This window comes from candidate division KSB1 bacterium (genome assembly GCA_034506335.1).
GTDB lineage: Bacteria > Zhuqueibacterota > Zhuqueibacteria > JANLFK01 > Oleimicrobiaceae > Oleimicrobium.
Genome location: JAPDPR010000053.1, coordinates 1 through 26,115 on the forward strand (window position 1 = coordinate 1; position 26,115 = coordinate 26,115).

General features: G+C 59.3%; 22 protein-coding genes and 2 tRNA genes. All 24 read right to left on the reverse strand.

The window, feature by feature from the left end; genetic code table 11:
* Positions 1–50 precede the first annotated feature (50 nt).
* A tRNA-Arg gene (locus ONB25_13050) sits at positions 51–125 on the reverse strand.
* A gap of 317 nt (positions 126–442) precedes the next feature.
* Complete coding sequence (locus tag ONB25_13055) at positions 443–904, reverse strand: hydrogenase maturation protease (GenBank protein ID MDZ7393813.1); 462 nt, start codon at positions 902–904, stop codon at positions 443–445.
* Positions 901–2,358 carry a Ni/Fe hydrogenase subunit alpha gene (locus ONB25_13060; protein ID MDZ7393814.1) on the reverse strand — a complete coding sequence of 486 codons (1,458 nt, stop codon included), beginning with the start codon at positions 2,356–2,358 and terminating at the stop codon, positions 901–903. Before ONB25_13060 ends, ONB25_13055 begins: the two co-directional genes overlap by 4 nt.
* Positions 2,351–3,328, reverse strand: a complete 978-nt coding sequence (locus ONB25_13065) for an oxidoreductase (GenBank protein MDZ7393815.1) — start codon at positions 3,326–3,328, stop codon at positions 2,351–2,353. Before ONB25_13065 ends, ONB25_13060 begins: the two co-directional genes overlap by 8 nt.
* 50 nt (positions 3,329–3,378) lie before the next feature.
* Complete coding sequence (locus tag ONB25_13070; protein MDZ7393816.1) at positions 3,379–5,052, reverse strand: FAD-binding protein; 1,674 nt, start codon at positions 5,050–5,052, stop codon at positions 3,379–3,381.
* A gap of 76 nt (positions 5,053–5,128) precedes the next feature.
* Complete coding sequence (locus ONB25_13075) at positions 5,129–5,872, reverse strand: 4Fe-4S dicluster domain-containing protein (protein ID MDZ7393817.1); 744 nt, start codon at positions 5,870–5,872, stop codon at positions 5,129–5,131.
* A gap of 16 nt (positions 5,873–5,888) precedes the next feature.
* Positions 5,889–6,293 (reverse strand): hydrogenase iron-sulfur subunit, encoded by a 405-nt coding sequence (locus ONB25_13080; protein ID MDZ7393818.1) that lies wholly within the window; start codon positions 6,291–6,293, stop codon positions 5,889–5,891.
* 2 nt (positions 6,294–6,295) lie between these two features.
* Positions 6,296–8,248, reverse strand: a complete 1,953-nt coding sequence (locus tag ONB25_13085; protein ID MDZ7393819.1) for a CoB--CoM heterodisulfide reductase iron-sulfur subunit A family protein — start codon at positions 8,246–8,248, stop codon at positions 6,296–6,298.
* Between the two features lie 7 nt (positions 8,249–8,255).
* Positions 8,256–9,176 (reverse strand): CoB--CoM heterodisulfide reductase iron-sulfur subunit B family protein, encoded by a 921-nt coding sequence (locus tag ONB25_13090; protein ID MDZ7393820.1) that lies wholly within the window; start codon positions 9,174–9,176, stop codon positions 8,256–8,258.
* Between the two features lie 28 nt (positions 9,177–9,204).
* Entirely contained in the window at positions 9,205–9,687 is a 483-nt protein-coding gene (locus tag ONB25_13095) for a 4Fe-4S dicluster domain-containing protein (protein MDZ7393821.1), read from the reverse strand.
* A 252-nt stretch (positions 9,688–9,939) separates the two neighbouring features.
* Positions 9,940–10,362, reverse strand: coding sequence for a thioesterase family protein (locus ONB25_13100; GenBank protein ID MDZ7393822.1), 423 nt, complete (start codon positions 10,360–10,362; stop codon positions 9,940–9,942).
* 880 nt (positions 10,363–11,242) lie between these two features.
* Complete coding sequence (locus tag ONB25_13105; protein ID MDZ7393823.1) at positions 11,243–11,593, reverse strand: hypothetical protein; 351 nt, start codon at positions 11,591–11,593, stop codon at positions 11,243–11,245.
* Positions 11,594–11,686: 93 nt separating this feature from the next.
* Complete coding sequence (locus ONB25_13110) at positions 11,687–12,769, reverse strand: FAD-binding oxidoreductase (protein ID MDZ7393824.1); 1,083 nt, start codon at positions 12,767–12,769, stop codon at positions 11,687–11,689.
* Positions 12,770–12,805: 36 nt separating this feature from the next.
* Positions 12,806–13,387, reverse strand: coding sequence for an NADH:ubiquinone reductase (Na(+)-transporting) subunit E (locus ONB25_13115; GenBank protein ID MDZ7393825.1), 582 nt, complete (start codon positions 13,385–13,387; stop codon positions 12,806–12,808).
* Between the two features lie 42 nt (positions 13,388–13,429).
* Entirely contained in the window at positions 13,430–14,002 is a 573-nt protein-coding gene (rsxE, locus tag ONB25_13120; protein MDZ7393826.1) for an electron transport complex subunit RsxE, read from the reverse strand.
* A 179-nt stretch (positions 14,003–14,181) separates the two neighbouring features.
* The gene (locus ONB25_13125) at positions 14,182–14,796 is read right to left on the reverse strand and encodes an FMN-binding protein (protein MDZ7393827.1); all 615 of its coding nucleotides are present in this window, start codon (positions 14,794–14,796) and stop codon (positions 14,182–14,184) included.
* Positions 14,793–15,872, reverse strand: a complete 1,080-nt coding sequence (locus ONB25_13130) for an RnfABCDGE type electron transport complex subunit D (GenBank protein MDZ7393828.1) — start codon at positions 15,870–15,872, stop codon at positions 14,793–14,795. The genes ONB25_13125 and ONB25_13130 overlap by 4 nt, the downstream gene beginning before the upstream one ends.
* Positions 15,856–17,280: a 4Fe-4S dicluster domain-containing protein gene (locus ONB25_13135; GenBank protein ID MDZ7393829.1), complete on the reverse strand. Its 1,425-nt coding sequence runs from the start codon at positions 17,278–17,280 to the stop codon at positions 15,856–15,858. Before ONB25_13135 ends, ONB25_13130 begins: the two co-directional genes overlap by 17 nt.
* 130 nt (positions 17,281–17,410) lie before the next feature.
* On the reverse strand, positions 17,411–20,491 hold the full coding sequence (locus ONB25_13140; protein MDZ7393830.1) for an FAD-binding oxidoreductase: 3,081 nt from the start codon (positions 20,489–20,491) through the stop codon (positions 17,411–17,413).
* A gap of 31 nt (positions 20,492–20,522) precedes the next feature.
* Entirely contained in the window at positions 20,523–20,933 is a 411-nt protein-coding gene (locus tag ONB25_13145) for a MarR family transcriptional regulator (protein MDZ7393831.1), read from the reverse strand.
* Between the two features lie 124 nt (positions 20,934–21,057).
* Positions 21,058–21,131: transfer RNA gene (locus ONB25_13150), tRNA-Arg, on the reverse strand.
* A gap of 144 nt (positions 21,132–21,275) precedes the next feature.
* Positions 21,276–22,658 (reverse strand): hypothetical protein, encoded by a 1,383-nt coding sequence (locus ONB25_13155; protein ID MDZ7393832.1) that lies wholly within the window; start codon positions 22,656–22,658, stop codon positions 21,276–21,278.
* A gap of 648 nt (positions 22,659–23,306) precedes the next feature.
* Positions 23,307–24,005 carry a hypothetical protein gene (locus ONB25_13160; protein ID MDZ7393833.1) on the reverse strand — a complete coding sequence of 233 codons (699 nt, stop codon included), beginning with the start codon at positions 24,003–24,005 and terminating at the stop codon, positions 23,307–23,309.
* Positions 24,006–24,046: 41 nt separating this feature from the next.
* The coding region (locus ONB25_13165) for a T9SS type A sorting domain-containing protein (protein ID MDZ7393834.1) at positions 24,047–26,115 on the reverse strand (2,069 nt) is incomplete at its 5' end.

Genomic DNA, 26,115 nt, shown 5'->3' on the forward strand with positions numbered 1-26,115 from the left:
TTCGGCTTGAGCATGGTTACTCCGCGTCATGTGGTTCTTGCTGAGCTGTGTGCCCCTAGCAGGACTTGAACCTGCGACACATGGTTTAGGAAACCACTGCTCTATCCATACTGAGCTATAGGGGCGCAAGGGAAAACAACGGCTTACAATGCACGGAATCTGGAGTACTTTCGCCCCGCTGCAACTCTGTTGCACCTTATGGGCCGTCTCGCGACAATCCCTGGGCGTTCGTCGGTCCCTGAGGGTACTCTGTTCCGTCCGGCAGCCTTTGCGTTGCTTGGTGTCGCCGCGAGGGCTCACGCGCCAGTACTCGCTCGGGCGATGCAGCCTCGGATCGCCTCTCGCGCAAAGGTCGCGCTAATTATACAAAATTCGCAACGGAAACGCAAGGGTTTTTGGACGTAAGGAGGCGAGAACGGCAAACAGCGAGGAGGCGTGGCCCTCAAGCTTGCTGAAGACAAGCCAAAATCTCCCGCACGGCGTGGGAAATCGCTGCTGAGACTGCGGCCGTGGTGCACCCTTCAGCAAATGTCTCGGTGTCCACTACTTCGACGGTGAGCACGTGCACGACCTGGGGCATGTTGAGGCCCATCTTTCGGCCCACTTCTACTGCCGTGCGCAGCCCAAGGTGATGCGCGGAAAGGAACCGTGACGATGTACCCAACTCCTGCAGGGTTAACCAGCGGATGGTGCCCGGGGGGTATTTCCCGGTGCGTACCGCATCGACGACAATGGCACGCTCATACCCATTGAGCAGTTCAGCGAGGTAAAACCCCGCCAGCTGCGTTTCGACAACCTCAACCTCCCCCGCTGGCAGATGACGGCGTACTTCCCGGGCAATGTAAATCCCCACGCCGTCATCCGCCAGGAGGGTATTGCCCATCCCCAGGACGAGCGTCTTCATCTCCGAATGGTGCGCACCACCTGCCCGCGCTGGTCACGAATGTTCACCTCGAGGGGCGTCTCGCCGGGCAGGCTATGGGTGGCGCATGCAAAGCAGGGGTCGTAGGCCCGGAATGCCATTTCCACCATGTTCAGCAGCCCCTCGGAGACCTCGCCACCTTTGATGAGCCCCTGCGCCGCTTTCTCCACCGACATGGCAATAGCCGCCGCGTTGTTCACCGTAGCCACAATCAAGTTTGCTTTTGTGATGACCCCACGCTCGTCGGTCTGGTAATGGTGGTACAGGGTGCCGCGCGGTGCCTCTACCACTCCGATACCCTCGGTGGGGATTTGTGTCGGGATGGTGCGGATGTTCGGGTCCAAAATCTCTTCGTCCTGGGCCAGCTCCAGGAAGCGCTCCGCAGCGTAGAGGAGCTCGATGAGCCGGGCCCAGTGGTAGGCGAGCGTGTTGTGGGCTGGTTTGCCCAGGGTCGAGAACATCTTCTCGTACTCCTCCTGGGCACGCGGCGTAGCCATGCCATCGGCGGCATTGAGCCTGGCCAACGGTGCCACTCGATAGACACCGCTGTCTGGCCCATCGACAAACCCCTTCCACCCTACGGCCTTCAGATAGGGAAACTTGATGTAGCTCCACGGCTCCACATGCTCGGCGATGTGAGCCAGGTACTCGCGCGGGTGGAATTTCGCAAACTCTCGCCCCGATGGATCCACCACGCGCACCATGCCATCATAAAAGTTCACGCGGTTCTTCTCGTCCACCAGGCCCATGTAGTAGGTCGTGTGTCTGTACACATCCCCCACCACCACGTCCAGGTAGGCCTTGTTCTTGAGCACGATATCGTCGAACGCCTTCAGGGCAAACTGGGCAAAGGCCACCGCGTCCTTGCCGATCTGGATGTACTCCTGGCGGTCCTCCTTGGACACACCTTTGGAGACCCCGCCCGGCAGGTTGCAGACCGGGTGGATGACCCTGCCGCCTTGCTTGGTGATGACACTGCGCAGGCGCTTGCGGATGTCGATGACCGTCTTGCCGGCCTCCAGGCCTACTTGCTGGATCACGCCCAGGATATTCCGCTGCCCTGGGGGTGCTTTGGGCCCGACAATGAAATCCGGCCCGCCAAGGAAAAAGAAGTGCAGGGCGTGGTCTTCTGCCATAAAGGCCGAGTTGATCAGCTCGCGGATCTTCTTTGCCGCCGGCGGAGGGTCTACCTTGTAGAGGTCATCCAGCGCCTTGCCAGAGGCCATATGGTGCGTTGTGGGACAGACGCCGCAGATTTTCGGCGTGATGCGCGGCATCTCTTCGGCCAGGCGTCCTTCCGCGAACTTTTCAAAACCGCGCAGCTCTGGAATCTGCAGAAATGCCTTCTGCACGTTTCCCTTATCATCGAGAAAAATCTCGATCTTGCCGTGGCCTTCCAGCCTGGTGATGGGATCGATGGTCACTCTCTTAGGCATGTGCGGCCTCCATCTTCTTGCGCCGGAGGATCGACTTGGGCAGGCTGTACATGTAGAATAGGCCCGCCGGGTCGATTATGGAGTCCATGATTTTTTCTACCTCAGCAGGGTCGTTCGCGTCAACAATTGAGGCCAGTGCGGAGAGGAACTTGGCCCCCATGTCGATGACCCCTTTGGTGGGGCCGAAGCACCCTCGGCACGGCATGTTGGCGTTGATGCAGCGCTCACCGCACCCCCCGCGCGTGGCCGGACCAAGGCAGATGATCCCCTGGGCCAAGAAGCACTTCTGCGGGTCCACTGGAACCAAGGAGACGCGCTTGATTTCCTTGATGGAAATCTTCTCCGGCTTGGTCTCATTAAGTGCGCAGGTGTCGCACAGGGCCCTGGGCGGGGCCAAGACCTCGCCCTTTTCAGGAAGCTCCCCTTTGAGAATGGCGGTCACCGCGTTCATGATCAGATCAGGTGGGGGCGCACAGCCGGGCAAATAATAGTCCACGTCAATGACCTGGTCCAGGGTGCGCACGGTGTCATAGAACTCGGGAAGGTGCAAGTCGCCGTAGGGGGTGGACACGTGCTGCTGCGGCACCACCTGCTCGGCGTTGACCACCGAAGGCACTTCCTTGTATACCCGCTCAAAAATGCTCTGGCGATCCCAGAAATTAGCCAGGCCAGGCACTCCTCCCAAGTGGGCACACGAGCCAAATGCCACCACCAGCTGGGACTTTTGGCGGAGTAACTTGGCCATCTCCTCCTGCTCCTCGGTGCGCACCGCGCCGTTGATGAACGACACTGCTATCTCGCCGTCGCCCATGGCCTTCACGTCGGCCTTCTTGAAATCCAAGGCTACCGGCCAAAAGACAATGTCCACGGCCTCGACGACTTTGAGGATGTCCTCGGCCAGGTCCACCACTGCCTCTTCGCACCCACCACACGAAGCATTCCAGTAGAAAGCAACCTTCGGTTTGGCCATGACCTCTACCCTCGCTGAGCTAGAAAACCTCTCTCCGGTCTGGTACGGTTTCAGCGGAGCGTGCCGCGGTAAACGGTGGTCAGCTGCCGCTTGCGCACCTCGGGGTTCGAGTAGTCGGGCAGCAGCATGGGAGCCACCCTGTCGGTAACAATGCCCGCCTCCTCCAGCTCGTGGTGGAAGGCGACCACGTGGTCAAGGGTGAGCGCGCTATTGTCGTTGACGTTCTTCGCATACTCCGCGGCTGTCACCCCAGCAATGCGCCCGAATACTGTCACGTCCAGCAGCGAGTTGCCCATGAGCCGGTTTTCGCCGTGCACGCCGCCGGTCACTTCTCCTGCCGCGTACAGCCCTGGCACGCACGTTTCGCACTTGCTGTTGATCTCCAGCCCCCCATTCTGGTAGTGGAGGGTCGGATAGATGAGCATCGGCTCCTTGGAGATGTCGATCCCATAGCGCCGGAAAAGAATGGCCTTGCCAGGGAACTCCCGTTTGACCGTGCCCTCACCCATGAGCAGGTCGATCATCGGCGAATCCAGCCACACGCCCACCTTGCCTGTAGGCGTGCGGATGCCCTTGTTCACCTCCGGGGAGCATTCGCGGATGACACAGGCCGACTCCACGTCGCGGGGCTCCCGCTCGTAGACAAATTGCTCACCGTCGATGTTGACCAGGTTGGCGCCAGCGCCGCGGAACTTTTCGGTGATCAACAGCCCCTCAGCCTGCTCTGGGAAGACAGCACCGGTGGGGTGATACTGGACGGTGTGCAGAAAGCAGACGGGGACGCCGGCACGATAGCCGAGCACTACGCCGTCGAAGGTGGCGCCGTAATGGTTAGTGGTCATGAACTTTTGCACATGAAGGCGTCCGCTTCCGCCGGTCGCAAGGATGACCGCCTTGGCCTTGACGAGGTGATACTCCTCGGTCTCGAGGTTGTAGAGGATAGCCCCTGCGCAGTGGCCATGCTCATTGAGCACCAGCTCCACAGCCGGGCTAAACTCGAGGACCTTGATCTCCGGATGGTTGCGCACCTCGTCGCGAAGGGTGCGCATGATCTCGGCACCAGTGATGTCCCCGGCGTAATGCATACGTTTGCGACAGGTGCCGCCACCGTGCATCGATTGCAGGCGGCCGTCCGGGAACTTGGTGAACATCATGCCCAAGCTCTCGAGCCAGGCCAGCACCTTGGGCGCCTCCATCACCAAGGTGTAGACCAGCTCCGGGTCATTGGTAAAGTGGCCCCCGCCCATGACGTCCAAGTAGTGGTAGTACGGCGAGTCCTTTTCCACCTTGCTGGCACCCTGGATGCCTCCTTCTGCCATCATGGTGTTGGCATCGCCGTTGCGCAGCTTGGTGGCGATGATGACGCGGGCGCCGTGCTGGCGGGCCATGAGGGCTGCGGCATTCCCTGCGCCGCCCGCACCGATGATCAGCACGTCGGTCTCGTAATGAACCTCTTGGAGAGGAAAAGTGGCCGGGTCAATGCGGCTGCGCGCCTCCAGCAGATCTGCATACTCGTGGGCGATGGCGTACCCCTTGCTTGGCCCAACCTTAAGCTCGCGTCGTGTACCTTCGATATAGTCGGGATGGTACTTGCGGAGTATTTCGGCCCGCTTCTCTACTGGGATTGCGGGAAACTCCTCCCCCCTTTTCTTCCTTTCCACGCGCGCCGGCCGAGTCTTCTCAACGACTTTGATTAGCTCTCGCAACTCGGGCGTATACGGCATTCTTGACCTCCTGTCTCCACAAGTGTGGGCGCTCTCACCTTCCCGGGAGCCGAGCCCGCCTCGGAGCAGTGCACAGCTACAGGTGGCGCGAGTCCTGAGGTACCCAGGACTCGTCGCTCATATCTGGTTCCACCTCCCGCTCTGCGTACAGCTTCTTGAGCACATCCTTAGGCGCTTTCATCAACTCGCGCAAGTCGGCCTCGTACCGCCCCTCCTCGATCTGCCTTACGCGCTGGGCAAGATGCTCGGCACGGGGTGCGATGTACTTGCCGTACAAGCGACGGCAGAGGATTGCCACGTTGTACTGCACCTCCTCGGCAGGGCAACGCGCCGCGCACAGACCACACATGACGCAGTCAAATGACAGCTTGGCTACTGCCTCAATGTTGCCGCGAATGGCTTCGGAGATGTACTGCATCACCTCAATGTCCATGGGGCAGCTACGGGTGCAGGTGTTGCAGCCGATGCACTTGAAAATCTCCGGATACAGCCTGGCCACTTCGCTTCCTACCGGGCGCAGCTTTTCCAAGTCGTAGATCGCCTTGTTTGCGGGGAAGAAAGGAATCTGCGTCAGGTACATGTCCGGTTCTACCACTGTCTGGCAGGCGAGCCCCACCTCGATGCGGTAGCTGCCGGGTTTGCGATAGACCGTGGCGCAGGCGCCGCAGATACCCCCGCGACAGCCACACCCTCTGATGAGCTGATAGCCTGCGTACTCCATCGCCTTTTGGATGGTCAGGCTGGAAGGGACCTCGTACTTCTTGCCCATGATGTAGATGGGCACAAGATCACTTCTCTGCTGGGCACTGCCCTCAGCCATTCCGAAGCCTCCTCTGTCACACCTCTAACTTGAGCGGCCCCAGGGCCCGGATCTGCTCGGTGAACTCGTCCATGGTTTGAGCGAACTTGCGTCCTTCGGCCGCCGATATCCACTCCAGACGCAAGCGTCCATCCTCGATGCCAAGCTGTTGCAGCATCTTCTTCATCAAAGTGACGCGCCGCAGCGTCTTGTAGTTGCCTTCCTGATAGTGGCAGTCGCCGGGGTGGCATCCGCCCAACAAGACCCCATCTGCACCGCTCTTGAATGCCCACAACACGTGCTGGGGGTCGACGCGGCTTGAGCAAAGGAACCGAATGTTGACCCCATTCGGTTTGTACTTCATGCGCGAGGTGCCAGCCAGATCAGCCCCGGCATAAGTGCACCACTTGCACAAAAAACAGATGATCTTTGGCTCAAACATGTCTACTCCATCAGGCTGACGGTGATCATCTCCTCGATCTGCACGTCGGTCAGGTTCCGCTGCTGAGTGGCACCGGACGGACAGGTGGCCACGCAGGCGCCACACCCTTCGCACAGCGCCTCTTTGACGATCGCGATACCTTTTTCCTTGTCAAACTCCCGTGCTTCATAGGGGCAGACGGGGATGCACATGTGGCACCCACTGCACAGCTCCTCGTCCACCCAGGCGATGGTGGGCTCGTGCGCCATCGCCTCTTGGGCAAACACACCTACCACTTTGCTTGCTGCACCACTGGCTTGCGCCACCGCTTCGGGAATATCCTTCGGCGCCTGCGCACATCCGGCCAGGAAGAAGCCGGCAGTCATGCTTTCCACAGGGCGCAGCTTGGGGTGCGCTTCCAACAGAAAGCCACCGTCGCTACATCCTATCTTGATGCGCTTCACCAACTCGTCGGTGCCCACGCTGGGGATCATCGCGGTGGCGAGCACTACCATGTCGGCGGCAATCTCCACTTTGCGCCCAGTGAGGGTGTCAGCGCCCCACACCATCACCTTGTCGCCGTCCTGAAAGATCTTCGCAACCTTCCCCCGCAGGAAGATGACCCCTTCCTCGTCGATCGCACGCTGATAAAACTCCTCGTACCCCTTCCCGTTGGTGCGCATGTCGATGTAGAAAACGTAGGGCTGCCCGTCGGGCACGGCATGTTTGTAGAGCATGGCATGCTTGGTGGTGTACATGCAGCAGATCTTGGAGCAGTAGGCTTTGTGCAGCTCTGGGTCGCGCGAGCCGGCGCACTGCACAAAGACCACCTCCTTCGGCACCGCCCCGTCCGAGGGCCGGCGGATCTGCCCAGCGGTAGGCCCAGAAGCCGAGAGCAGGCGCTCGAAGGCGAGCCCGTCTATGACGTCTTTGATCTTCCCCCCACCGTACTCGCCCAAGTTGGCGATCGGATAGGTATCATAACCGGTGGCCACCACCACCGCTCCCACCTCTTCGGTGAAGTACTGGTCCTCCTGTTCCCAGCGGATGGCTTTCACCTCGCAGAATTTCTCGCACGCCTTGCAGGTTCCTTTGAGGAAATAGGTGCAGTTTGCCCGGTCGATAACCGGCTTGTTCGGCACCGCCTGAGGGAACGGGGTATAGATGGCTTTGCGCATCCCCAGAAAACGCTCGAACTCTGAGGGAACCTTCTTAGGGCACTTTTCCACGCAGACGCCGCACCCTGTGCACACATCCCAGTCCACGTAGGCGGCTTTGCGCCTGATTCGCGCCTTGAAATTGCCGATGTAGCCGGAGATATCTTCCACCTCCGAGTAAGTCAACAATTTGATTTTGGGATGCTGGGCAACTGCCACCATTTTGGGCGTGAGGATGCACTGAGAGCAGTCCAGCGTGGGGAATGTCTCGGAAAGCTGAATCATGTGTCCCCCGATGGAGGGCTCGCGCTCCACCAGCACCACTTCGTAGCCCGCATCAGCAATGTCCAGGGCAGCTTGAATGCCCGCGATCCCCCCGCCGATGACGAGCGCCCTAGGGGTAATCGGCACCCGCACCGGCTCCAAGGCTTCATTGTAACGCACCTTTTCCACAATGTTTTTGGCAATCTTCAAAGCCTTTGCGGTGGCCTGCGCGCCGTCGCTGTGTACCCAACTGCACTGCTCGCGGATATTGGCAATTTCCACCTGGTAGGGATTGAGCCCAGCCATACGTCCTGCATTCCGGAAGGTCAGCTCGTGCAACGTCGGGGAGCAAGCTGCTACCACGACCCCCTCAAGATTGAGCTCCCTGATTTTCTCCCGCACCAGGGCCTGTCCCGGCTCGGAGCACATGTAGATGTAGTCAGTGGCAAACACCACCCCTGGGTACTTGGCCAGCTCGGCTGCTACCCGTTTTACATCGACCACGCCTGCGATATTGTGTCCGCAATGGCAGACAAAAACGCCGATCCGCTTCATTCTCCACCTACTGGATTAGGTTCTTCTGTTTCAAGATCGGGCGCACGTCCACGTAGTGTCGCTCCAGCCCGAGGATCTTTTCATCGAGTCCCAAGGCCACTGCCAGGAGCTGGGTGAAAAAAAGGACCGGCACCTGACGGAATCCGGCATACAGCCGGGCGATGTCCCTTTGGCGCAAATCCATGTTGTAGTAGCACAGGGGGCAACTCAAGGCGACCACCTCGGCGCCGTTTTGTATCGCCGATTTGAGGATCAAGTAAGAGACGCGCGAGGCGGCGTCTGGCGCAGAGAGCGAAAGATATGAACCACAACACTCGGACTTGAAAGGAAAGTCGACCACCTCGCAGCCCAGTGCGGACAAAAAGTTCTCAAATGTGGTGGGGTTTTCCGGGTCGTCGAATTCCATCTCTTTCGGCGGCCTGAGGAGTTTGCAGCCGTAGTACGGCGCCACCTTCAAGCCGTCTAAAGGCTTCTTGACTGCCTTGGTTAGCTTATCCCAACCGAACTGGTCACGGAATACTTCGAGGAGATGAAGGACGGCAACCTCTCCCTCGTAGTCGCCCGGCGTTTCCGTCTTCTCTTTGTAGGGTCGCACCGGTTCGTCGTCACGCAGGAAAGCGTTCACTCGCTGGCGGCGCATCGGGTCCAGCGCAATCGCACGATTGGCGCGCTTGAGCGTGCTGTAGCAAAAGGCGCAGGTAGTAGTCACCTGCTCATTGCCAGCTTGCCGGACGTTGCGCAGGATGCGAATCTGGGGGATGAGGTTGGCGATTTTTTCTTCGGTGAGGGGATAGGTAGCGCCGCAACAGGTCCACGTCTCAAGCTCCTGGAGCTCGATGCCTAGCGCGCGCGTGGACGCCTTTGTGGTCTCGTCCAAATGAGTAGTCTTGTCCTTGAGCGTGCACCCGGGGTAGTAGGAGAGTTTCATGCCCAGTCCCTCGGCTCAGTCCCGGCCGTCACAAGCCATACTTGCGGAAGGCGCTGACGAGCGCCTGCTGGGGCGCCTCCTGGAGCACCTCCGACGGCACGTCTTCAGGAGCCAGGTACTCAACCTTGGCCGCCATGGCCAACATGCGCAGGGCCTCGGCCAGCCGGGAAAAGTCGATCCCCTTGGGGCAGCGGGAGTAACACTGGAAACACGAGGCGCACAGCCATATCGTTTTGCACCCCAAGACCTCTTGTTCCTGGCCAAGCTGCAGCAGACGGATGACCTGGCTGGGGATAATGTCCATTTCCGGAGTCATGGGGCACCCGGAGGAACACTTGCCGCACTGGTAGCATTCGCGCGGGTCGACCCCGCTGAGGTCGCGTACGCGCCTCACGAATTCGCTGTTGACCACGCGCGTGGCTAATGAAAAGCCAGCCCCCTGGGAGCTCCGTTCGCCTGAAAGACGCCCTCGCACGGCATCTACATCCGCGGTCACCTGATGAGGTGCCATTCCTCGACTTCCTTTGTTTTCACAGAGCCACAGCCCAGGACCATATTGCAGATTCTTTGTTGCACAAACACCGTGCCATGCGCCCCATTTGCAAGATGACACATCTCGTCAACATTATCAATGTGTTGCCGAGTCGATTGACAGCCCACGTGCAGTAGTTTCCGAACCTATTCCCAGTTTTGGGAAAAGGGCTGGAGCCTCTTGCCGAAATTGGGAACACCACGCGCCCTTCAAAGCTCCGAGCCACGCGTGCTAAGCGCACGCAGTCCTGACCTCTGTTGGCAGCGGTCGGACTTTCTGGGTCGTGTAGTCAAAACAGATCATACCTGTCTCCACGAGCGCCACAGGCTTGCCATCAGAAACCCGCGTGACGCGATAGAAGAGACGGAAGCCGCAACGGCTTGGCTCGCCCATAGCTACCTCGAAGCGGAGCGTGTCGCCAGCGTAGGCCTGCCCTTGATAGACGATCGCCGCGTCGCCCATGATCAGGCTCACTCCGCCGCAGTTCTTTTCCGACCACCCCTGACTGGCTAAGAAGGCAACGCGCGCCTCATGCACCAGCGCCAAGAGCCGGTCGTTACCCAAGTGGCCGCCATAGTTCAGGTCGGTCACGCGCACCACAAGGTCTGTAGAAAACTGGTACTCGCGAAGCGGTTGCAGTTCTACCCTTGGCATGCTCCGGCTCCTTCAGCTCTACTATCATAATTGTTGTCGTGTACGGGTCTCGAAAGGGATGACCCACCCAGAGCACTCAGCGCAGGTCCAGGCTCGAGGGGTGGCGTGTGGGTGCCTTTCAAAACCCTCTCCTTCCAGACCCTTTCCCCCTGTGGCTTAGCTCCCTCATGCTTCAGGTGCGACATGGAGTGCATACGGTTTCTCGCGCCATACCGATTATTCCCCATGAGGAAAAAAAGAAGGCAACCTTCCCAGCGCGGATCGACCCAGCCATGCCATCCCGATGGTCGTGTCCGGTCAGAGCGCTGCACTTCTATCGTTCCCGGATCCTGTTGTTCTGTGGCATGCATCGTTGTCTGCGGGAAAGTAGCCGACGCCCGGCTTTTCTCCATCCTTTTCACGTCTCCAGGCGCCGGGATCATTGGGTTCATGCACGGATCGTGCGGCTGGTACTCGTAGTGAACTGAGCACGGCCAGCTGTGGCTGTTGCGCCGGCACGTCGACAACAAGCGGGTTTCGCCCCTCTGTGCGAATCTGCCTTGGCGTTCGCCCACGGCTCTGCCCAGCCAGAGTAAGCCACCACGGTGGGGCCAAACGTGGAAGGGATTGCGCCCCCGCTTTCCCCAACGCGCATTTGAGCCTCTTCCCTGAAGCAGACAAAGACCGTGTGGAGAGGCTATGAAGGGTGTATGGGGGACCAATGCAGTACGAGGAAGCCAGAATTGTGGCTCTTCCAGGCTACTCACTGGCCAGCTGGGGATAGCCTCAGGATGCCTCACCCCGAAAACGTCTAGCGCACCGCCCGCGAAGCGCTGGGGTGGGTACTTGGCGGGCGAGAAAGCTTGCTGGCGCCCGGCTCCCATGCGCTCTTTTCCCTCGCTTAGCCATGACATTGCTCGTCCTGCCGACCGCGCATTCGCGCCATGCGCTGCTCGCAAAAGCCTGAGGCGTGGGCGATTTCCAGCAGAAGACGGGAGTGAGCCATCCCTTCGCTGGGGAGGGCAATCTCGATCTCCTGTCCACCGCCGTAGCGCATGTACACGTTGCAGTTGTAGCAGATGCTGGTGTCCTCATCCATTCCGGCCACCAGGTTGACCTTGCATGGGGTGCCCCCCAAGGTCCAGCAGGCGTACTCAGGGTGGTGTGGTGCCGGACATTCCCGTCGCACGTCCGGAGGGCATGCATGCATCTCCCAGCATGGCGTCTTGCCTTGCCAAAAGCTTTCGCTCATGTTGCACCTCCCGTTCACATGAGCACCGTGCCCTCGGTCGTCTCACATGTGTCACACCCCGTCAGCGAGGCCGCGCAGCAGGCACGAGGGCTTTCAAAATTTGTCAAAATAGATACACGACTCAGACATGCCCTTGCGTTTCAGTACCTCGATAACCGCATCGATCATGACCGGAGGTCCGCACAGGTAGGCTTCCATGTTCTCGCAGCTGGTGAGCTTCTTGTCAATCACCGTGTGAATAAACCCGGTCTCACCGTCCCATTCATCCCCGGGGTCCATGGCCGAAAGGGCTGGAATGTAGGTGAAATTGGGATGCTGCTTGCTCAGCGCGATGCACTCGTGGTAGAAGTAGAGGTCCTTCACCGCCCTGGCCCCGAAAAAGTAGGTCACGCGTCGGGTGGTGCCGTTTTCAAACAGGTGGGTGATGATGGACTTGATCGGGGCCACCCCAGAGCCACCTGCCACACACAGGATGTCGCGGGGCGAATCCTCGCGCAAGTAAAAGTCCCCGTACGGCCCAGTGAGATACACTTCGTCTCCCACTTGTAGACGGGTGAAAATGTAAGTAGTGCATAATCCACCCGGCACAAGGCGTACGATGATCTCGATGGCGTGCTTCCAACTGGGAGGCGAGGCCATGGAGTAGGCGCGGAATTCGTTGGTCCCGGGGACCTCGAACTGAATGTACTGGCCAGGCTTAGAGTCGATCGTGTCCGGCTCGAGCAGCTTCAACACGATGCGCTTGATATCGTACGTCAGATCTTCGATCTCCACCACTTGGGCGTGGTAACGCTGGACTTTGAGAAACTGCTCCGGGATTAGGAGACGTACGTCCTGCTTGACCTTGACCTGACACACCAACCTCACCCCTTGACGGATCTCGTCCTTCGAAAGGAAAGGCGTCTCAGTAGGCAGTACCAGTCCCCCACCCTCGAGGACCTTCAATTTGCAGAACCCGCACGTAGCCCGCCCACCACAGGCAGATGGGATATAGATCTTGTGCTCGACCAGGTATTGCAGGACAGAGTTCCCGCCCTTGACCACGAGCGGCTCCTCGTCGTTGATGTAGATCTTGCATTCGCCGTACGTACCCAGGTAGCGGTCGAGCATGGCCAGGACAACGCCCAGTCCGCCCGCTACCGCCGACATCACCAGAATAGCCGTCCAGGGAATCATGCTAGCGTACCCACCTCACCGTAAACGGTGCGCCACCTACTGGAGATTGACGATCCCAGCAAAACCCATAAACCCCAAGGCCATCAGGCCGGCGATGATCATCGTGATGCCCGGGCCTTCCAGGGCCTTCGGCACCTTGGCAAAGATCAGCTTAGTACGGATGCCGGCCATGGCCACAATGACCACCGTCCAGCCGATGCCGCTCCCCACCGCGTAGGCCATGCTCTGTATGAATGAGTAGTTGCGCAGCACCATGAACAGCGCAAGGCCGAGAATGGCGCAATTGACAGTGATGAGCGGCAGAAAGACCCCCATGTTAATGTACAGTGTGGGGGAAAAACGCTCGATGACCATCTCGACAATTTGCACCAGCGCCGCGATGATAACAATGAAACTCACCAGCTGCAGATACTGCACGTTGTAAGGCACCAGCACCCAGTGGTACACAGGCCACGCAAAAAGCGCGGTGAGCGACATGACAAAGATGACCGCAAGCCCCATACCTGTGGCGGTTTTCAGGTCGCGCGATACAGCGATGAACGGGCACATGCCCAAGAAGTAGGTCAAGGCGATGTTGTTCGTAAAGATAGCAGCGAAGAAGATTACGTACGGACTCATCTTCCACTCCCAAGTGTCAGCCCGCGGTTGAGGTTGTGGGGCCTACTTCCTCATTTGCAGGCCGCGCAGTAGCCAGATGTACAGGCCCAACACGATGAAGGCGCCGGGAGCCATCACCATTATGACCCACGGCTCCCACCAGGCACCAAGCACTCGATGGTCGAACAAGGTGCCAAATCCCAACAGCTCGCGTACAAATGCGACAATGATGAGGGACATTGCATACCCAAGCCCCACGCCCAGCGCATCAAGGAACGCACGCCCCGGGGGATTAGACGAGGCATAGGTCTCTGCTCTGCCCATGATGATGCAGTTGGTAATGATAAGCCCCACGTACGGTCCCATTGCCTCGCTAATGGCCGGATAGAAGGCTTTGAAGTATTGGTCCACAAATACCACGTACGTCGCGATAATGAGCGTGTACACTGCCATGCGCACACGCCTGGGGATCAATCGCCGCAGCAAAGAGACAGTCACCGAAGAGGCCGTCGTCACAAAAATGACGGCAATGCACATGGCAAGGGTGTTGGTGAGCTTGTTGGTCACGGCGAGAGCAGAGCAGATCCCCAACACCATGCGAAATGTTGGGTTATCGGCCCAAATGCCCTTCACCATCTGCTTCCACCCCTCACGTTGGGACAAGGGCACGCGTCTTCTGCGTGCTGCGACCTTGGGTGTTGCCGCTGCTCCTGCGCTAGGAACTTCTGCCGCCATTATCACTCCACAGACTTGCGTTTCCTCGACGCGCCCGGCCGAAAACGTTCGCTTGCACAGCCACCTCGCTCACTCTGACACTATTGCTGCGTTGACGAGGCGGTCTGAAGGCCGGCGAAAAAACTGGCCAACCCTCCATTGATAATGCGGTCCAGTGCCTTACTGGTTTCTGTTGCTCCGGTTATGGCATCCACCTCGTTGGGACCGCTGGCCTTGCTCGCGTGGACAAGATGCAACGCCGGGCGCACGCTCTTTCCTTTGAATTGCTCCTGGAACCAAGGCTCAACCATGCGCCCGCCTAGCCCCGGCGTCTCCGCCTGCTCCACGACCTTAAAGCCTCTGATAGTGCTCATATCTTGCTCGAGCGCTATTATCACACGAATTGGTGCCCAGAAGCCAGGCCCGGCGAGTTCCACCGCCGTCCCCTCGTATTGCTTCTTTCCGTCACGACTCGTAAAGAGACGATAGTAGGTGCCTGATGGTGCGGAAACCTCCTCGATCCTCTGCGCAAAGACATCCAAAAGGTTGTCCTCAGTGTAGGGAATGGAAAACGCGTCAAGGACCATGCGCTTGAGTTTCTTTTCCTGGTTGACCTGCACTATGGGTTTCGTGTAGTTGTACACCCAGCCGAGCAAGGTGGCCGACACTGCGGCGCACACCACCAACACGGCCACCATTGTTACTCTGCTTTTCATCGCGCAGTAGCCTCCCTGTATTTCGCCGTGAGCACGAGGTGGTCAATGAGGGGGGCAAAAGTGTTCATCAATATCACGGCGAACATCACGCCCTCGACGTAGCCGGAGAGGGCCCGGATCAGCACGGTGATGACGCCCGCGCCAATGGCATACACCCACTTGCCCGCCTTGGTGAAGCAGCAGGTGACCGGGTCTGTCAGCATGAACATTGCGCCGAACATCGCGCCCCCGGCGAAGAGCTGGAAAAGGGGTGGGGCGAATTTGTGAGGCCAAAAAGTAGAGCCCACAGCGGAAAAGGCAGCTATCGCCGCCAGATACCCCAATGGCAACCGCCAGTTGGCCACACGCGTGAGCATGAGGAAAAGGCCCCCCAGGAGGATGAGCAGCGCCGAGGTTTCGCCAAGGGAGCCGGCTACCGTGCCTAGAAACAGGGCCTTGAGACTGGCCAGGGACTGATTTGCCTTGAATGAGATAAGGGGTGAAGCTCCCGTGACCGCATCTGCAGACCACCGCGCGAAGCCACCAAGTCCAGTGGTGAAAGGCTCCTGCCAACGTGTGGTCATCGTCGCCGGAAAGGCCACCGCAAGAAAAAGACGCCCTATCATTGCCACATTGAAGATGTTCCTGCCAGTGCCGCCGAACGCCTCCTTGGCGAAAACCGTGGCGAAGACAATCCCCACCGCTACCATCCACAGCGGAACGGTAGGCGGCAAAATGAGCGGAAAAATCAGACACGTGACAAACGCCCCCTCGTGGATTTCCTCCTTCCGGGCGTGGGCGAAAAACCACTCCGTTCCCACGCCAAAAACATATGACACGGCAATCACCGCCACGCTGCGCCAGCCAAAGAAGTAGACGGAACCAAGAGCTGCCGGCATTAGAGCGATGACTACCATAATCATGAAGCGCTTGAGGTCCAGCGGATCCCGCACGTGGGGGGCAACGGCAGGCAGTTCTGGCTTGCGCAGAAAGAAAGCGTCCAGGGCCTGGAGGGCAGTGCGCAGAGGTGCAAGCACCTTGTGGCTATCCGCGAAGCGGTAGCCACTCTGAAAAAGGCGTTCAAGCAGTCTCGTCATACTTCTCTTTTTCCAGGAGCAAGGTGCGTTTTCCGGACTGAATATCGGCCATTAGGTCAATCTTCGACGGGCAGACGTAGGAACAGAGCCCACACTCGATACAGGCAAAAATGCCGAACCGCTCGGTCTCCTCCACCAAGTTGTGGGTGACCTGCTTGCTGAGGAGATGCGGGATAATCCCGACTGGGCAGACATCTTCGCAGTAGTTGCACTGCACACAGGGTCGCCGCTCACCCTGGAGATTGGCGACCAGGCGGGCCCGAGCGAAGGGCAGGAGCGCTGAAACGAAAGCCCTGCTGAAGGACACGGCGCGGCTTCCCGGTTGGAAAGAACCAAGGAGCTCAGCTTTGTCCACAAGGGGGAGCGCTGCAATGGCACACGTGGTGGACGTTACCGGTTCTTGGAGGTCTGCCACGCGTCGACCGCGCAGGAGTCCTCCTGACACAATGCATGCCAGCTGCGGGTTCTTCAAGCGCCCTTCGACCAGAACCCGGAAAGGAGTTCCGACCTTGGCGCGAACATAACCCGTAGGCTCAAATGCCTGCCCTCCCAATGCTACTACGCGTTCGGTGACCGGCAATCCGTCCACCACCGCCTCCTTGGCGTGGAGCACTGCCTGGACGTCGCCTACCAGCACACCGTTCTTTGCCGGCGATAAGGGCACCCTGCGCAGACCAAGGAGCGTGGAGGTAAGGACGAGAGGATGCTCCTGCGGGTACTTGGGAAGCAAGGCGTGCAGGCGCAGCCAGGAAGGACACCCCAGCGCCCGTTCTACGTCCAGGAAGAGCTGCCGCTCCGCATGGCTATGAGCTACAACCACTCTGGCATGGGGCAAAGCCTGGTGCAGCACTCGCAGACCCGCGGCAAATTCTTCCACGCGCCCATCGAGCAATACTGCTGGCCTGGGCAGGAATGGTTCAGTGCTGATGGCGCTGATCGCTACCATCTTCACATTTGCCGCAGATAGCTTGGATCCGCCCTCTGCGGAGGGGAAGCCTTCATGAAAAAGTGCGCTCACGCCGGCTTCATGCAGTATTCGCTGTACCGCCTCGGGCGTCAGCCGCTCGACATCTCGCGTCGCCCCCTGGACTGGCACAAAGTCGGACTTGCCATCCAGCTCGATCACCACGACTGGGGTTGGATTACCCTCCCCTTCTCGCTGACCAACTTCCACCACCACGCCGCTCGCGGGGGCATGTACCGGGCACAGTGCCGGACCACCCTCGCCGATCACCTGCCCGCGCGCCACCCGCTGTCCGACCTTGACGATGGGCTGTCCTTGCTGCAGCAGTACGTGCAGCCGCTTCGGCACCCCTGCATCCTCAAGCTTCGCTTGCGGCTCCCCCTCTAAGCGCCGGAATATGAATCCCCCCTTAAAGCTTTTCTGCTTTTTCAGGGCTACCTGCATAAGAGTTGTTGGTCCGTACTCAATCGACCTTCTGCTTCGGCTCGCAGCATATGGCATCTGCGTGCGACGCGTGTTCGTCCGTCAAAAATAGAAAGTTTTGCGAGAAAATCAAGCTAATTCACCTCTGCCTCTACCCAGAAACGCGAGCCTTCCCGCGCAGGTAGTCGATCATGGGTTGGGTCACCAGCGGCACCACCTCTCCGATCATGTGCGGCATGAGGTTGCTCATCACCTGGGGCATCAACTCTGGCATTTGCTCACGCATGTAGTCCGGCATGGGAATGCGCGCTGCCACCCGGTCCAGCATTACCGGCATCACTTTTGGCATCATCAGCGGCAGAAGCTTGGGGAAAAGCACCGGGAACAACGGCTTCATCAAGCTCAGGGCGCCGGGGATCTTCCCCATCACGCGCATCATGGAGCCCATGCCCAAAGGCATCGCGTCAATGAGTTCCGGCCACATGGTCCCCATCAGCTCCGCAAAGCCCTTTGGCGTCATCAGGGCGATCATGCCTTCAAACACTGCCCACTGCGCCTGCACTTCCGGATTGGGGTCTGGGAAGTCGTACCCCAACCTTGAGGCGGCAAAGCGCGCCAGGTCTACTACTTGGACCGGGAGCCCCTTCTTCTCGGCCGTCACCCGGAATTGAAACTCGCAGCACGGACACAGGCTGAGCACCGTATCGGCCCCCGCAGCGATGGCCTCGTCCAAGCGCATCTTGCCTATCTCCGCGGCGACCGGCGGTTCCTTGATCAGGGTCAGAACGCTGCCGCAGCAGTGGGCCTCCGCACGGTTGTGTTCCATCTCCACCAGTTTGACTCCAGGGAGCGCCTTAATGAGCTGACGGGGTGGTTCATACACCCCAGAAACCCGCCCGATGTGGCACGAGTCGTGCCAGGTAACTTTCTTCGCTCCCTTTTTGCCATTGGGAAAACGAAACTCTCCGCGCTGCAGCTTCTCTGCGATAAGCTCCGAATAGTGGCGCGCGGTGATGCCGTACTCAACGCCTAGCTTCTTGGCCCACACGGGGTAGACCTGGCGCCACATCATATCGCATGCCGGACAAGAGGTGACCACCGTGTCGGCGCCCGCGGCCTTCACTGCCTCAATGTTCCGCCTCATAACCTCGGCAAATACGTCCCATTTGCCGGCGACCAACATGGGCGTGCCGCAACAGTTCTCTTTCTCGCCCAGGTAGGAGAAGTCGACGCCAGCCGCGTCCAGGAGCCGGACCGAGGCCATGCCAATATCGTGCTCCACATAGCTTGCCGTGCATCCGGCGAAGTAGACGGTGGCGGAGCGGTGACGTGGGCCGTGTTTTTGCTGCAAATCTGCCGGGAACCACGCCGCGCGGTCTTTACGGTAGCCCGCCCAGATGTTGCCCTGTCCGCGCAGAGCTGCGGCCATCATTTCGAACGGCGGGAACGTCATGCGCTGGTCCTCATTGATGAGTTTGCCGCGCAGCTTCATCCAGGCGGGCTCAATGGGCAGCGCAGCAGAGCACCGGAGGTTACACAGCTCACACGTGGTGCATACCAGGAACGTGTCCACCATCCGCTGGTCCCACTGAACCTTTCCCTCCATGAATTGGCGCAACCAGTACCACTTGCCGCGCGGGCTCTGGCTCTCCCATCCTCGGCCGTAGAATTGGTCGCATTCGTCAACGCAGTATCCGCACTGCGAACAACTATACGCGTACCAGGCCACATCGGGGGGGATTCCCCGCACTTCCTGTGTGGGCCGCTCCCCTACCTGCGTGATGACGGTGTTGCCGAAAGGTCTGATCAGAGGTTCGCCCCAGCTTGTCAGCTTCATCAGTGGGCCGAGCAGGCCATTACCAAACACCTTGCGGGGATTGAGGAGCCCCTTAGGATCCACCTCCTTCTTGAAGCGGCGCGCACGCACCAGGCGTTCCTTGCCGAGAATCTGCCGGGCGCGGCTGGCAAAGTACAATCCAGTCGCATAGGGCCGTCCACCATGTTTCTCGGCGATCTTCATGATGGTCATCACAAGCCCAAACACAAAGTTGTAGCTCAGACGGCGTTGGTCGCTGGGGATGAAGCCCAGAATCACCACCTCGGGCTTACCCCCTTCTCCGCGCTTGATGACGACGCCCTCCTTGACCACCGGCTGGTGCACCTTGTTCTCGATTTCGCTCATGACGGCGCCGAGGTTTGCCAGAGGCACAATCACCTCCGCCGGCACCAGGGAAGGTCCTAGCCGCTTTACGATCATCAGTTTGAAGCGATGCTCCCACTCGTGGTGGGCGATGCGCTCGCTCAGGATCTCGCCTCGGCACGGTTTCAGCAGGGCAGGAAGAGCACTGCGGATCTTGCCGCTGTGCTCTCGAGGGAACGCAAGCGTGCTCACGTAGGCAGCCGGTAGGATTACGCGTTCCTCGACCGGGTGACCGTAGTGCTCCATGAGCGGCGCACGATTCTTCATCTCTGCCATGCGCGGGTTGATAAAGACCATGGCCCAAATGGGGAGGTCAGCATCGATTACTGCCTGGGCAAAGCGCTGCAGCTCTTCCGCATCCGGACAGGCCACAGCCAACACGTCGAGGTCCTCATCTGGTTTCACACGAAGGGTCACCTGGCTTATGATGCCGGTGGTCCCCTCCATGTCAGCGATCAAGTCCAGCTGTGTCTCGTCCACTTCTCGCACTTCCCCCGTAGGGAGCACCACGCGCGCTGCGACGACGTTGTCTCTGAAATAGCCGTACTGATAGCTGCCGATGCCCGCGCCACCCTGTGCCAGCCACCCACCGACGGACGAGGACGGATAGCTGGTGGGATAGAGCCGCAAGGTCAACCCCTGCTTCTTGAGCACTCGGTCTAATGCCTCCCACGTGATGCCGGGCTGCACCGTGACTGTTTGTGCCTCAGGGTCTATGGTCAGGACTTCCTTCATGTGGTAAAAGTCGATCACCATGCCCTTCTTGGCAGGGATGACGCCGCCGTAACCGGAGGAGGCTTTACCTCGCGGCGTGATGGGAATGCCGCGCCGGTAAGCCCAGGTCACTACTTGTTTGAGCTCTTCTTCGTTGGCTGGTTGGACCACGACGTCCGGTACGGTGCGCCCAATGAAAGGCTTAACCATCATGGGCATGGCGGCGATGTCGTGGCCATAAAGCATGCGCTCCACCGGGTCGAAGCTCACGCGATTGCCAAAAGCGGTAAAAAAGTTCTTGTCGAGCCGAGCCATCATGCGTCTCCTCAAGTTTTCTACCTGCCCGCGGCTACATCACTTGGACCAATAGCTCGAGCGCCGTCCGCACCTGCATTTGCTGCGCTGGCGTGAGGGCTTTCAGGAGTCGATCCTCGCACTCCGTCATCAGCTCGGCCATGCGGCGCTGCATGTGGATGCCACTCTCGGTCAGGCGCACCTCGACGCGGCGGCGGTCTTCGGCAGCCGTCTCCACCGCCACGTACCCCCGCTTCACCAGCCTGTCTATGACGCGGCTCCCCCGCGACGGCGAAAGCCCCATCTTGGCCGAAAATTCGAATGCAGGAAGCCGCTCGCCCTCCTTGAGAACGAGGAGGCCATTGAACTCTGCCGGCGACAGCGCAAGCTGGTCCATAATCTTCTCTTCGGTGGACCAACACTTGGCACTGACGGCCATAATGAGCTGAAACAGTCTCTCTTGCATGGCGACGCCACTTGATGCTAACGGCAATTGTTGCTATTGGCAACTAAGCACTGATAATGTACAACTTCTCGAGGAAATTGTCAAGGGTCTCTTTTCCGAAGGGGAGACCATAACTCAGGAGAGGCGCGCCCAGTGCGATTCGAACGCACGACCTACGGATTAGAAGTCCGTTGCTCTATCCAGCTGAGCTATGGGCGCAGGCCAAAAGGCCACGCAAATATAGCAACTCCGCACCATGATGTCAAGAGCGTTTTCGCGCAGGACGGCTCAGAACGAGCGCCCATTTACCGCGCAGCATCGAGCATCGAGTGAGCCATGTCGGGAGAACCGGAAGACTGTCGCCTAGTTTCCTCTATTGATCCTCACCAGCTGCACCGTATACGCACCAATGTCGATTCCGGCACCGTCTGCTGCCAGCTCTTCCACTGAGGCGTTTGCATCACTCACTTGCATCACAGTCATGTCAGTTGATTCTGTCCCCTCGATCGCGTACACCACGGCTCTATCCGAAGTGTTCGCGACCAGGAGGGCCTTCTGACCAGCGGCGTCCTCCCCCGCCAATAGCCAAAGAACCCCCTCGGGAGAGGCTGACACCTGCACCCGTTTCGGATAACTGGCCATGCCTGACCAAAGCGAGAATGCCAGTGCCACGCGCTTGGGTCGACCGTCGGCGTAGAACATCCCGTAGAAGGTAGGGGCATCCACTGCTGGGTCAGGGCCCCGATACAAGGTAGCCACCGCAACCCGTTCTTCCTGCATCTTCATCCAGGCGGCGCTCAGAATGGCTGCTCCCTTGCCGCCGGTGCGCAGCGCGAATGCCTCAGGACTGTTGTCACCAATCGTCATGATGTCCGTATTCCACTCGGTCACGTGCATTTCAGCCGAAGTGAATCCCTTCGCGTCCAGCTCGCTGCGATAGAACCTGGCTCCTGTCCTCCAGTCTTCTGGGTTGTTTGAGTATAGGTGCCACGAGAAGAAATCCAATGGAGCATTGTGATCCTTCAGGTAGCTTAAGAAACTTCGAATCCATTCTTGACCTTGGGCGGTCATGAATCCCATTTGCGTGACACCTGGCCCTCCCACTTTCATGTCCGGGAAGGCTTGTTTCAGCGCCAAGATTGTTTCGACAAAGAGTTGAAAGAATTCCAGCCTAGTGCGCGGCGGGGGCCAGAACTGCTGGAGGTCAGGCTCGTTCCATATCTCCACGTAGCGGAATGGCGTGGCATAACCGTTCCATTTGCCTTCTCGGTAATGTCGCACCACTTCCACGGCAGCCTGCGCCCAATTGGCCCTTTCCTGCGCGTTCGTGGGAGGCGTTGCGTTGTTCCAGGAATCACCCAACCGAAAGTAGGGTTCAAATCCACCGCTCACGATCCCCTGCCACATGAGGTCGCTTGCAGCAAAATCATAGGAGCCAGGGTCACTTGGGTCCCGCGTCCGATCGCGATACATCACGCACATGTCCAGCGGCCCATAGAAGTCATGCGTGCGGACCATAGTTACACCAATCTCCTGGTAAGCCTGCGTCAAGTCAGGCGTGGCAGGACCAACCGGCGAGGCAAGTGGCCCTATGTTCACTCCCAGGAGCGGCGCGATTTCCCCCACCACAGTTCCCAAGGTAATGGTGACATCCGGCTCACGGAAAATGGGTTTTGAGCTGTCTTTCCGAGCACACGAGAAAAAGGTAGCTGCAACGATTCCGAGACAACAAAGGGCCGGTTTCATCCCACAGTCCTTTCAGCTGAATTGGGGGCCCCTCTGCTTGGTAATGGGGGCACAAGGTGCCATCGTGGCATTGGCCGCTCTCAGACGTTCCCCTGGTTCTGCTGGTTTCGAGGATTGTACTCCCTCCGACCCCCTGGCATACAGATTTTCTTGTCTGGTGCGGAAATGGTATCTCTGCTCCATCTGGCACGGTTGTGTTTGATTCTGTGTATTGGGATGCTCCGTCGGGCGGGTCAACCAGAGCGGTGGCTCTTGTAGTGAGGTCCTCGGATGCTCAATCGGTACCCGATGCTTGGGGTTGTAAGAAAACCGGGCACCCGCGGAGGTCCCGCTTTGCTCCAGTGAGGGCCAGGACCTACCGTCCAGGCGTCAGGAAGCACCGGATTTCCGAAGCTATGCCCCGATGGGAATTGGCGAGGCGCATGGCAAGGGAGCTTCGGTGCCAAGCACCTTGTCGGCGAAGCCCCGGACATAATCAGAGCGCCGACAGTCCAGATGTGCCATCCTTGACAAGGGAGCGGGGGCGTCCCACTTTTGCTCGCCGTCACCCGGTGCCCTCGCCTGCCCCATCGGCCAAGCCGCGCGCACCAACGGGGCACACGGGCGGGCCGCCGTGCATGAGTTATCCCACGCACTCTGTTGCCTGTCTCACCGACCCCGGGCGCCGAAGGATAGACCGACCAGCACGTGCAGCGCAGGGTTGAGCAGGCAGGCATCGCCACCGGCGATCGGGAAGCGGGCCCTCGCTATGGTGAGCTTTGCCTCCGCCAGTACCGCCACGCGCTGTTTCAAGCACTTTGTCCTCGAAACTGACAGCTGCCCTGCCGGCCCAGAAAGGTAGTACCCGCCGCCCAGCGGTCCTCCGACTTCCGGCTGGTGGCGACCCCGGACGGTGGTCTCAGGGTGGGCAATTACTACACCTCCCCCTGCCCGGAGCCTCCAGGCATTCGTAGCCCGGGTGAAATTGAAGAGGAAAAGATTAAAGCCGTGTGTGACTGCAAACGCCTGAACTTCCACAGGCCGGTTGCGCAGATAGAGCTTGTCGTGGATCAGTTCGGCTTCCACTCCGGCCGCGGCATGGGGTGCGAGTCTCACCGCATAATAAAGCGGGAACGAGAGCGGCCTCGTCCGAAATTGTGCACTTAGGCGCACTTCTGGCCACCCTTCTTGCCGCAGCACCAAAGGGCCAGGCCCGTTGAAGACCAAACCGGTAAGCAGCGACAGCTCCCAGCCATGTACACTCGACGGCGTCGCACAAACCCCGGCCACAGCGAGCAGCAAGATCACCTTTGCCAGAGGCCTAAGAGACCTTTCGCGGAGCACAGCTCGCCTCATGTCAGCGCTCACCGGCCCTCCACGGGGCCTTCTCGCCAGAGCGCCCCAAGGATTCACCGGAGCAGGAGCATTTTGATGGTGGCAACCTCCTGCCCTGCCGTGAGACGCGCGAAGTAGACTCCGGAGCTCACCATTCTGCCCTGGTGGTCCCGCCCGTCCCAGCTGACGGTGTACTCTCCGGCGGCATGCCATCCACCGCGGAGCTTAGCCACCTCTCTGCCCGCCGCGTTCCACACGCTCAGATTGACCACACCAGGTTTGCCCACCACAAAGCGGATCTTTGTGCCCTGGTTAAACGGATTGGGATAGTTTTGCCACAGCCTAAATTCCCTGGCCACCGCGGCTTTTTCCGTGTGCCCTACGTTGGTGGGCACAAAAACGAACTGCGCGTTGGGACTGGCAGGGTATTCCCAGTCAAAAAAGATCATGTCCCCCGCATCTACGCGCGCCTCGGGTGAGGTGAGACGAAGAGAGACCTCGTACAGAAGCTCCTCGCGCGAAAGGGGTCTGTCGCGATAAATGGTCCCAGAAGAATCGTAATCGGTTGCCATGATGTAGAGGACCTCCAGCCCCCCTGTGCTGGATGCATCTGGAGCCCAGACGGAATCAGCGGTGCTCCCTGTCGCGAGCTCTTGAAAACAGACATTCAGCAATCCGATCCTCTCTCCCCCAAAGACCTTCCATGCACGAAACGGGGAACGGTACGGGCCGGTGCCAGGAGTGGCCGTGCCTGGCAAGTAACGAAACGCCAACTGACCGCGTGGCGGGCCTATGACGCCGCTAGTATCAAGTGCGTTGACAAACTCCAACTCCACCTCGCAAAAGGCGCTCGTGGGCGCTCTGCCGAGCCTTACGCCGCCATCGAAAAATGGCCATCCCCTGTTCACACCGGATAATCCTGCGGGCGCCCCACCTGGCACGTCGTGGTATGATACGCCTCGTACTTCACCTTTGGGCAGGTAGGCCTGCACAACCTTGAACCCATCCGTCACTGGAATATTGAACGCATACTCGTCAGGCAGGGGGTGCATAAGTAAGAGAGGTTGCCCCAGGGTCTGGTCCCAGAGGTTGAAGCCGCGTTCTCTCTGCTCGTTTATGGAGTCACATACGGTGATGGTGTAAGCGTGACCGGTGAGCTTGCCTGGATCGACCACCCGAATCTTGAAGTAAGCTTCGCTACGGCGCGGCTCCTCATACACGACAAGCTCATTGGGGACGTACGTGTACAGACGGATGGGAAGCGCGCAGGAGCGCATCTGCCAACGGTACTCGCTATCAAAAAGCGAAAGCCCAACGTAAAGCGTTTTGCCGTTGGGGAGGTCGGGCTTTATGCGCACCATCAAACAGGGGTCATGGTTCACGCCCACTGTGTCTCCAGGGCCGATGCTTTCGAACCTGAGCCCCTGCTGGATGAGTGTATCGACAGCCGGATCGTCACAGAAAGCAACGAGGTCAAGCACCCGCACAGAGTCACCGAAAAGGTTGACCACGGGCACCTGGAACTTTACCACCTCACCAGGATTCGCGATGCCGTCACTGTTCATGTGATCAGCGACGATGCGCGGAGGCAGCGTTCTCCATCCTTCATCCAGCCCGGCGAGGTTGATAGCCCCCAGAATATGGGCGAAGACATGGTCGCGGCCATGCTCATCGAGCACGTGCAGATCGACGCGCAAAGCCTTATCCCGTGGCGGTGTCTCCCAGCTATTCCCATAGAAGCCATCGTTGGCGTGCGCATCCTCATGCGCGCCGTCATCGTAAAGCTGCATGCGATGGAGCGACACACCGCTGTAATCGAAAAACTCCGCGTTGACCGCGCACACCCCTACTCTGCTTTCCACCTTCACTCGGAGTCCTACCTTTGCGTGGCTTCCCAACCCCAAGAAGGCCATTGCATTCGTCACGTCCACCGCGAATCCCGAGAGGAGTGCGGCGCGAGCATAGCCGACTTCCCTCCTAAGGTCCACAATGCTCAACAGGGGATCCATTGCAGACGCCACCGAATAAGCGTATATGATGCGTTGCGTATCGAGCGGGGCCAGGGAAAATGGTCCCGTGGCTTGCACGAAGTGGACATCGCAGGGGGGCGTGATAAGGTCGTCGAGCCAGCCCGTTCGCCCGA